General features: G+C 62.0%; 10 protein-coding genes. 8 read left to right on the top strand and 2 right to left on the bottom strand.

Translation table 11 applies throughout. The features are described 5' to 3' along the window. Window positions 1-186: conjugal transfer protein TraD (locus VKR55_RS12710; RefSeq protein WP_324403708.1), on the bottom strand; the 186-nt coding region annotated here is incomplete at its 3' end. 171 nt (window positions 187-357) lie between these two features. Between VKR55_RS12710 and traA the strand changes: the two genes are divergently transcribed. The 3 genes from traA to VKR55_RS12695 all read left to right on the top strand — a co-directional run bounded on the left by traA (window position 358) and on the right by VKR55_RS12695 (window position 4042). Further along, window positions 358-3342 carry a Ti-type conjugative transfer relaxase TraA gene (gene traA / locus VKR55_RS12705; RefSeq protein ID WP_324403706.1) on the top strand — a complete coding sequence of 995 codons (2985 nt, stop codon included), beginning with the start codon at window positions 358-360 and terminating at the stop codon, window positions 3340-3342. 139 nt (window positions 3343-3481) lie between these two features. Continuing rightward, window positions 3482-3694, top strand: coding sequence for a helix-turn-helix transcriptional regulator (locus VKR55_RS12700; protein WP_324403704.1), 213 nt, complete (start codon window positions 3482-3484; stop codon window positions 3692-3694). Between the two features lie 132 nt (window positions 3695-3826). After that, window positions 3827-4042, top strand: coding sequence for a hypothetical protein (locus VKR55_RS12695; RefSeq protein WP_324403703.1), 216 nt, complete (start codon window positions 3827-3829; stop codon window positions 4040-4042). Window positions 4043-4344: 302 nt separating this feature from the next. Here the strand turns inward: VKR55_RS12695 and VKR55_RS12690 are convergent, their stop codons facing one another. Next, window positions 4345-4734, bottom strand: coding sequence for a helix-turn-helix domain-containing protein (locus tag VKR55_RS12690; RefSeq protein WP_324403710.1), 390 nt, complete (start codon window positions 4732-4734; stop codon window positions 4345-4347). 497 nt (window positions 4735-5231) lie between these two features. Between VKR55_RS12690 and VKR55_RS33070 the strand changes: the two genes are divergently transcribed. From VKR55_RS33070 to VKR55_RS12670, 5 genes are all read left to right on the top strand, one after another. Further along, a complete protein-coding gene (locus VKR55_RS33070; protein WP_414642352.1) occupies window positions 5232-5819 on the top strand; it encodes a DUF1330 domain-containing protein in 588 nt (195 codons plus the stop codon). Between the two features lie 431 nt (window positions 5820-6250). Beyond that, entirely contained in the window at window positions 6251-6577 is a 327-nt protein-coding gene (locus VKR55_RS12685; protein WP_324403702.1) for a type II toxin-antitoxin system RelE/ParE family toxin, read from the top strand. Then, window positions 6577-6873, top strand: coding sequence for a helix-turn-helix domain-containing protein (locus tag VKR55_RS12680; protein WP_324403701.1), 297 nt, complete (start codon window positions 6577-6579; stop codon window positions 6871-6873). The genes VKR55_RS12685 and VKR55_RS12680 overlap by 1 nt, the downstream gene beginning before the upstream one ends. 137 nt (window positions 6874-7010) lie before the next feature. After that, on the top strand, window positions 7011-7244 hold the full coding sequence (locus VKR55_RS12675; protein WP_324403699.1) for a hypothetical protein: 234 nt from the start codon (window positions 7011-7013) through the stop codon (window positions 7242-7244). 13 nt (window positions 7245-7257) lie between these two features. Continuing rightward, on the top strand, window positions 7258-9024 hold the full coding sequence (locus tag VKR55_RS12670) for a recombinase family protein (protein ID WP_324403697.1): 1767 nt from the start codon (window positions 7258-7260) through the stop codon (window positions 9022-9024). Window positions 9025-9144 lie beyond the last annotated feature (120 nt).

Below are 9144 nucleotides of genomic sequence, written 5' to 3'. Positions count from 1 at the left end.
CCTCTTTCCGCTGTCCTTCGTCTCAGCCAGCATGATCAGCGCGCCCGCCAGTTCATTAGCGCTGGGCGCATCGGCGCCGGTGGCGATCACCAGTTCGCCGAGCTGCTGCACCTTGCGGCTCTTGAGGTCGCGCGCTTTGTCCCCAAGTGCCTTCAGTTCGGCATCAAAGTCCCGTGGTTTGCGCATCGTCGCCTCCATCAGTGTTGATGGAGAAATGATAGTCCGGCGCCCGGCAAAAGGCTGTTAGGTCGTCAGGACCGCCTGGGACGCGGTAGTCCCTCCCGAGATTTTTTCGAGGGAGGGCGCGCTTATACGTCGTTCCGACGTGCGCTTCGCCGTGCCAATGATCCGATCGCGATGGCGATCTATCATCTTCACGTCAAGGTCATTGGCCGCAAGTCTGGCTCCAGCGCGGTGGCGTCAGCCGCCTACCGCTCGGGCTCGCGGCTGCGCGACGAGCGGCTTGATCGCAGCCATGATTTTTCGGCCAAGCGCGACGTCGTCCATTCCGAGGTGCTGCTGCCGGAAAATGCGCCGGAGGCATGGAGCGACCGCGAACGGCTCTGGAACGATGTCGAGGCCTTCGAGGTTCGCAAGGACGCGCAGCTTGCCCGCGAGTTAGAGTTCGCCATCCCGCGCGAACTAACGCAGGCGCAAGGCATCGAGCTCGCCCGCGACTTCGCGCAGTCGGAGTTCGTGGACCGCGGCATGATCGCCGATCTCAACGTGCATTGGGACGTCGGCGAAGACGGAATGCCAAAGCCCCACGCCCATGTCATGCTCACCATGCGCGCGGTGAACGAGAACGGTTTTGGCCAGAAGGTGCGGGACTGGAACCGTACGGAAATGGTTGAGCGCTGGCGCGGGCGCTGGGCGGAGCTTGCCAACGAGCGCTTGGCCGAACTCGATATCGACGCGCGCATCGACCACCGCAACTTCGAGGCGCGGGGCATCGCGCTGGAGCCGCAAAGCCAGATTGGCGCACCCGCGCAGCGTATCGAGGCCGGAGGGATCGAGGCCGCCGACCGCGCCGAGATGCACCGCGAGATCGCACGCGGCAATGGTGAGAGGATCATCGCCGATCCTTCCCTTGGGTTGGACGCGATCACCCATCAGCAATCGACCTTCACGCACCGCGATATGGCGAAGTTCGCGCATCGTCACAGTGGTGGGATCGACCAGTTCAACGAGGTCATGGGCGCGATGCGCAACGCGCCCGATCTGGTCGAACTCGGCAAGGACGGACGGGGCGAGGACCGCTTCACCACCCGCGACATGATCGAGGCCGAACGGCGCCTGCATCACGCTGCCAAGCTCATGGCGGAACGCGAACGCCATGAGGTGAATGACAGGGGCCGTGAAGCCGCCTTGGCGCGTGCCGAACAGCGCGATCTCGTCCTTTCCGGCGAGCAGTCCGATGCGCTGGGGCATATCACAGACGGACGCGATCTCAGTGTCGTGGTCGGCTACGCCGGGACGGGAAAGAGCGCGATGCTGGGCGTGGCGCGGGAGGCCTGGGAGGCGGAGGGCTACGAGGTCCGGGGCGTGGCGCTGTCCGGCATTGCCGCGGAAAACCTCGAAAGCGGATCGGGTATCGTGTCGCGCACCATCGCCAGCATGGAGCACGGCTGGGGCCAGGGCCGCGACATGCTCAACCCCCGCGATGTCCTGGTGATCGACGAGGCCGGCATGATCGGTACACGCCAGTTGGAGCGCGTGCTGTCCAATGCCGCAGAGGCCGGCGCCAAGGTTGTGCTGGTCGGCGATATCAAGCAGTTGCAAGCCATCGAAGCGGGCGCGGCGTTCCGCTCGATCTACAAACGCCACGGCGGCGCAGAAATCGGCGAGGTGCGCCGCCAGCGGGAGGATTGGCAGCGGGGCGCCACGCGCGATCTGGCAACCGGCGGGACCGGCGCTGCCATCCACGCTTATGACAGTCAAGGAATGGTGCATGCAGCGGCCTCCCGCGAGCAGGCGCGCAGCGAACTGATCGACCGCTGGGACCGCGACCGGCGCGCTGAACCGGAGCGCAGCCGCATCATCCTGACCCACACCAACGACGAAGTGCGCGCGCTCAACGAGGGCGCGCGGGAACGGATGCGAGAAGCTGGCGATCTGGGCGAGGACGTGCGTGTCACGGCCGAGCGGGGCGAACGCAGTTTCGCCAGCGGGGACCGCGTCATGTTCCTGCAAAACGAGCGCGGCCTTGGCGTGAAGAACGGCACGCTCGGTAGCATCGAAGAGGTCAGCGCGCAGAGCATGTCCGTTCGCACCGACGATGGCCGTTCCGTTGCCTTCGACCTGAAAGATTACAACCGGGTTGACCACGGCTATGCCACGACCATCCACAAGGCACAGGGCATGACGGTGGACCGGACTCATGTGCTGGCAACGCCGGGCATGGACGCCCATGGCAGCTATGTCTCGCTATCGCGGCACCGCGACCGCATGGACTTGCATTACGGCCGCGACGACTTCGCCGGTCAGGATCGGCTGGTTCGCACCTTATCGCGCGACCGGTCCAAGGACATGGCCTCGGATTACGAGCGGCTTGATCCGGTGCAGGACTATGCCGAGCGGCGCGGCATCACCTTCCGCGAGCGTGTTGCCGAAATTGTCAGGAAGATCGTGCCGGAGAAGGTGCGCGGCATGTTCGACGGCCTGCGCCCGCCCGCAGATGCTGCGCCTGGCTCAGATGCCGGGGAGCGGCCGCAAAGGGGAACCGCGGGTGTGGAGATGCGGCGCGACCCCGCGGCGCCCGTGAGGGAAACCGCTGAAGACCCGGAGGCGGCGCTGCGCAAGGCACGGACGGCTGCGCTCCGGCGTCATGCTCGCGCCGTGAATGCGATCTTCGACATCCAGGAACAGGGCGGCAAGGCCAGTCCGGAGCAGGTGAAGGAATTGCAGGCCGCCCGCAAGGCCTTCGAGGAGGTGCGGCCCTATGGCTCATACGATGCCGAAGCCGCCTACAAGAAGAACCCGGAACTCGCCCTGGAAGCCGCATCGGGCAACCCCGCCCGCGCCATCCGCGCGCTCCAACTCGAAACCGAACTGCGGACCAATCCGAGCCGCCGCGCCGACCGTTTCGTGGAACGTTGGCAGACCCTCGACCACACCAGCCAGCGCCAGTATCAAGCCGGCGACATGTCCGCCTACAAGTCCACACGCTCGGCGATGGGCGACATGGCCAGAAGCCTCGAACGCGATCCGCAACTTGAATCCATCCTCGCCAACCGTAAGATCGAGCTCGGCATCGCGTTCGAGTCAGGCCGTAGCCTTGGCCAGGAGTTGGCCTTCGCCCACGGCATCGACCTCGGCAGGGGCCGCGGCCTCGGAATTTGACCCATCCGATTCACCGCCGAATCTTCGCCATGCTGCGACGACGCGAAAGACGACGCGAAAAAGGGCTTGCACGACCGTCGCTCCTCGTTCTGTCTGGATCAACAGCAGTTAAACAAAACCAGCAGGACACAGCGCAGCCATGCGCGAACCCGACCGTATCATCCGCTTGAAAACCGTTCTTTCCCGAACCGGGCTGTCCCGGTCCACGATCTACCGCAAGATCACTGAAGGGACATTCCCACCCCAGATCAAGATCAGCATCAACGGGAGTGGCTGGCGCGAATCCGACATCAACTGCTGGGTCGCCGATCCCGTCTCGTGGCGTCCGAAACGCGAATTCGATGAGGTCTGATGAGGCCGATACATACTTCCTGGAAGGCCGGCACTCATGCCGATGACGACGAGCATGGCAATATGTCCCATCTCCCGTGCGTTCGGTCCCTCACATGCCTATCCGGTTTTCATCCAAACGGAGACATCCACGATGGGCCAACAGCTCGTAGCGCGCATTAAGCGACGTAGCAAATACTGGGGCCAGACCGCGCCCAATCAATGGTTCGACGTTCATGTCGTAGAGGATACGAGCTACCGCCTCAGAGGCAACGACAATAACTACCGATTGGACGACGTGATCATCGGCGTGCGTCTCGCCAATGGCTTCATCGTCGATCTCGTCAACGGCAAGGTTAGCCGTGGGTGAAAACCGGATAGGCACATTTTCTTCTTGCCGGCGGCAGCGGCGGCACGGCCTCGTCTGCTTGCGGATATGGAACCGGAGCGCCGCCATCCCGTCAATGCCGAGCGGCTCACGATTTTCGCGTAGCAGTGGGTAGGTTCATGTCCTGGGGTCAGCGGTTATTCGATCCGATCGATCTACCCAAAGGGCGCAAGCTGACCACGCGGCGCGACGCCGCACTCTGCGTCTACCCATAGCAAAACACGGCGTCCGAGGATACCAGGCCGCGATGGGTTGCCCCCGGGGCCCCGGAGCAATCTGCGGAATCATTCGCTGGCTGCGATGCTTTCGATCAGCGACACAAACTGGCGTTGCACCGCTTGGTTTTTTACAGAAGCATAAGCCCCCAACAACCGCAGGCTGAATGTACTGTCGATAAAAAGTAGGCTCTCGACCTCTCGCTTGCCATCACTCGCGCGTTTTCCCAGATCGTCATCGTCAAAGAAAAACGTCACAGGGACATCGAGCGCTGTGGCGACCTGCTGCAAACGAGCAGCGCCAACCCGGTTGACGCCCTTTTCGTATTTCTGCACCTGTTGGAAGCTGACGCCGAGCTTGTCGGCAAGATCCGATTGCGAGATTTTCATCTCGACTCGCCGCGGCCGAATGCGCTTGCCAAGTTCGACGTCGTATTTGCCCGTCGACCGAGCATTTATGACGCCGCTGTTCGATTTCTTTTTGCCGTTTCTGATCACGCTCAGTGTGGTCTTCTTTGCCATGATTTTGGCCTCTCACGTCCCTTAACCGCTCGTTGCCCAACGCATATTGCACGGATTTAAATCTGTGAGACCATAGGCGAACGGGCCGCTGGCTGAGGCATCGAAATGAGCGACTACGCCGCAAGAGAAAGCCGGAATAACCGCACCGGACCTTGGCTTCTTTAGTCATCGCGGGACGGCTTATCGCGCCAATCATCGCATTTTTCACGGAAATATTCGATTCCGCCGACATTCGCTAAGCTTAGGCGAAATGCGCATCAGAGCAGGCTCTCCTTTTGCTGTCAGATATGACTTTCCTGGCGCAGAGCTTGAGCACGTCTCAGCTATTGAAGTCGCGATATTGAGGGCGGTTGCAGCATTTCGGCGGGAATCTGCGCAAACACGCCATGATACGCAACAATAATGAGTAGAGCCTGAAGCTTTCAGCAAAGGGAATGTCCAGTTTGCAAGGCCGTCGCCCTTCGGGCCGGGCTCTACGCGCCGCCTACGGCGGCTTCCGAAGCCCCTTTGGGTCTTCGCCTTCGGTGACGATCCCTGACGCCAAGAGAAAGCAGCGGCGGACGTTTCGCCGGTCGCCCGCTTTGTCCGAGTTTCGCCGGTGGCCGGTCCCAGTCGACAACGCAGCGGCAAGCGTCCGACACCCTCGACGCGTTAGCCATCGTGTCACGGCGTTGCGCTGTAACTGTTTTTGGGAGACGACAGATGCCGGCTTATGTAGTTGGACTTCACTAGATCACGGACACGACCAAGTTCGAGGAGTACAAGACCAAATTGGACCGATGGTGGCGAAGTTCGGTGGCCGCCATCTAACGCGAGGCGACAATCTCAAAATGCCCGAGGGCGGATATTGGACGCCCGAGCGCGTTGTAGTGATCGAATTTCCGAATATGGCTGCGATCAATAGCTGGTACGGATCTCCAGAATATCAGCCCTTAATTGAACTGCGGAAGGCTTGTCAAAGCGTGAACGACCTGACGTTTTCATGGACGGAATATAAGCGAAAAATCGTCGGAAGACCGTGAAGGTGAGCGAGTGGATTCCCCGTCGATAACACAAAGATTGGTTATCTCCAGCGATACAGCCAGTCCAACGAAGTGCTGCATGATGGTGTGCTCTAATGGATTCATGGAAGGCGCCGATTCTAGCAGCGCCCGTAATCACCCATGTCGGCATGACCTGCTTGCGGGCATGGGACCGGAGCGCCACCATCCCGTCAATGCCAGGCCGCTTTCGCGGTGGCGCTTCGCGCCAGCATTGACCGGATGTCGCCGCCCCGGTGGGAGCTTGTCAAGCAGACCAGGGAGGATTGGAGGCGCGGTCGCGCGCTCATGTCGGAAACGGAATTGGCGGCAGCGCGAGGTTCGAATGTAATCCAACGGATTACATTTTCGATTGCATCGACTAACCCATTGGAGTAGTATCTTTTATGGCTCGAACGGTTCCGATCAGCGTCGTGGAAACGCCGGAATTTCTATCAGCCACCCGCAAACTCATGAGCGATGAGGAACGGATACTTTTGGTGGATTATCTCGCCTACAACCCAACGGCTGGCGATCTTATCCCCGGAACGGGTGGCGTGCGGAAACTGCGGTGGGGATTGGAAGGCCGGGGCAAGCGCGGCGGCGCGCGGGTGATCTACTTCCACCATGACGCCGGCATGCCGCTCTTTGCGCTGACCGCTTTCGCCAAGAACGAACGGGCGGACTTGAGCCAAAAGGATCGCAACGACTTCCGGCAATTGACGACACTGCTGGTCGAGACGTTCAAGAGGAGAACATGATGAGCAAGGTTGCCGACAGCATCCGGCGCGGCCTTAAGGAAGCGGTCGCCTATGCCGAGGGTAAGGCAGACAAGCGCGCCTATCGCATCCATGTCCCGAAGAAGATCGACGTAAAGGCGATCCGGATACGCCTGGACATGACGCAGGAAGAGTTTGCCGGACGCTTCGGATTCAGCGTCAACACGCTGCGCCATTGGGAACAAGGTTCGCGACAACCGGAAGGACCTACCCGCGCCTATCTTCTTGTGATCGAACGCGCGCCTAAGGCCGTTCAGAAGGCTCTGCAAGCCGCGTGAAGCGTTTTCGCGACCTACGCAAGAACCGCCGATCGCCAGTATTTTTACGCCACAGCACGACGAAGGGATTTTTGGGCTTCTCATTCTGATTTCGCCGCCGCTTGATGCCCGTTTGACTTGGAAGAGCGAGCGACCGCATGGCGGATGAAACGAAGTCCGGGCCAGACGACATCGTACCGGCCAACGACAATCAAGGCCCGGAGAGCGGACCGGACCGCGAGGCATGGAAGCGAGTCGACCGTGTGGTGCTGACGCTGGCGCGCATCATCGGCCGCCGCATGGCGAGGGAAGATTTCGCGGCGCGGGTCGCCGCAAACGACAACCGGCCTGTTGCTTCCGAAGGATCGGAGGGCGAGGCCGACAAGGATTGAAAGGATCGTCCTCATGGCTGACCAAATGCCCCGCGTTGCGCTCTATGCTCGCTATTCCTCCGACAACCAGCGTGACGCTTCCATCGAGGACCAGTTGCGCCAGTGCCGCGAATACGCCGACCGTCAAGGCTGGACCATCGTGGACAGCTATTCCGACCGCGCCGTCTCCGGTGCATCCCTCATTCGACCCGGCATCCAGGAATTGCTGTCGGATGTTTCGGCTGGGCGGTTCGAGATGGTTCTGTCGGAGGCCCTCGACCGCATCAGCCGCGATCAGGAGGACGTAGCTGCCGTGTTCAAGCGGCTGCGCTTCGCCGGGGTCTCTATCTTCACCTTGTCGGAAGGCGAGATCAGCGAGCTTCACGTCGGCCTCAAGGGCACGATGAACGCGCTGTTCCTGAAAGACCTCGCGCTCAAGACCCATCGCGGCATCCGGGGCCGTGTCGAGGCCGGCAAGATCGGCGGCGGCAACGCCTACGGCTATCGTGTCGTCAAGACGCTGGACGCCAGCGGCGAGCCGGTCCGGGGCGAGCGCGAGATCGACCAGGAGCAAGCCGAGATCGTGCGCCGTATCTTCCGCGAATATGTCGCCGGCAAGGGACCGCAGAAGATCGCTGCCGACCTCAACTGCGAGGGCATCCCGAGCCCGACCGGCAAGCGCTGGTCGGACACGACGATCCGCGGCAACCGCACTATCAGTTCCGGCATCCTGAACTGCGAGCTTTACATCGGCGTCAACCGTTGGAACCGGCAGCGGCAGATGAAGAACCCGGACACTGGCCGCCGCGTCCTGCGCCTCAACCCTAAAAGCGAATGGATACGCACGGATGTCCCGGCCCTTCGCATCGTGCCGCAGGAGCTGTGGGACGCCGCCAAGGCGCGGCAGGACCATTTGACAGGCCTCTATACCAAACAGATCGAGGGCGCCCGCGAAGGCATCCGCCGCAGCGTCGTCGCCAATGGCAGCCTCAACGCCACGCACCGGCCGCGCACGCTCCTATCCGGACTGCTGTTCTGCGGCTGCTGTGGCGGCTCCTATGCGCGGCGCGGCCAGGACCGCTATGCCTGCACCAACCATGTGCTGTCCAACGGCTGCGACAACGCCCGCACCGTCGGCCGTGAGGTGCTGGAGTCCCGCGTGCTGGCCGGTCTCCGAGACCGCCTGATGGCACCGGAGGCCGCAGCCGAGGCCATGCGCGCCTACGCTCAGGAAACCAACCGCCTCAACCGCGAGCGCCGCACGTCGGGCGAGACCACCCGCCGCGAGCTTGCCGAGACCGGGAAGGCTATCCAGGAGATCGTCCGCGTCATCGAGCACGGCGGCTACCACCGCACCCTGTCGGCCCGCCTGACCGAGCTTGAGGCCAGACAGGACGAACTCTACGCGCGGCTGTCGGAGGCCCCCACCGATCTGCCCGACATCCATCCCAATATCGGCGACAACTACCGGCGGAGGATCGAGCGCTTGACCGAGGCGCTCAATCATCCCGACGATGCCCGCGAGGCTGCCGACGCGCTACGCGAAGTCATTGACCGCATCGTTATCAGCCCTGGGGAGGAGCGCGGCGACCTCCAGATCACCCTGCACGGCGACCTGGACACCATCGTTGGATGGGTCGCGCGCACCGACAAATCAGGCTACAAAGCCAAGCTCCGGGCCGCATCATCCCGATTGTCGGTCTCGGTAAATGGCCGGGCTTGTCCCGGCCATCCACGTCTTTTTTCGCGGATGCAGAGAAGACGTGGATGCCCGGCACAAGGCCACGGCTGTCCGGTTTAGCTTTGGCATAGGCTGAGGCTCATCTGTCGCTGATCTTTGATGATTGGCGGAGGCGGATCGAGGAGGCGATCGATCCGCCGTCGCTGCATGAGGTTTTGAGCGACCAGCCGGGTGAAGATA

This window comes from Bradyrhizobium sp., assembly GCF_035309285.1.
In the GTDB taxonomy this organism is placed as follows: Bacteria; Pseudomonadota; Alphaproteobacteria; order Rhizobiales; family Xanthobacteraceae; genus Bradyrhizobium.
This window is presented reverse-complemented; position numbering and strand designations above follow the sequence as displayed.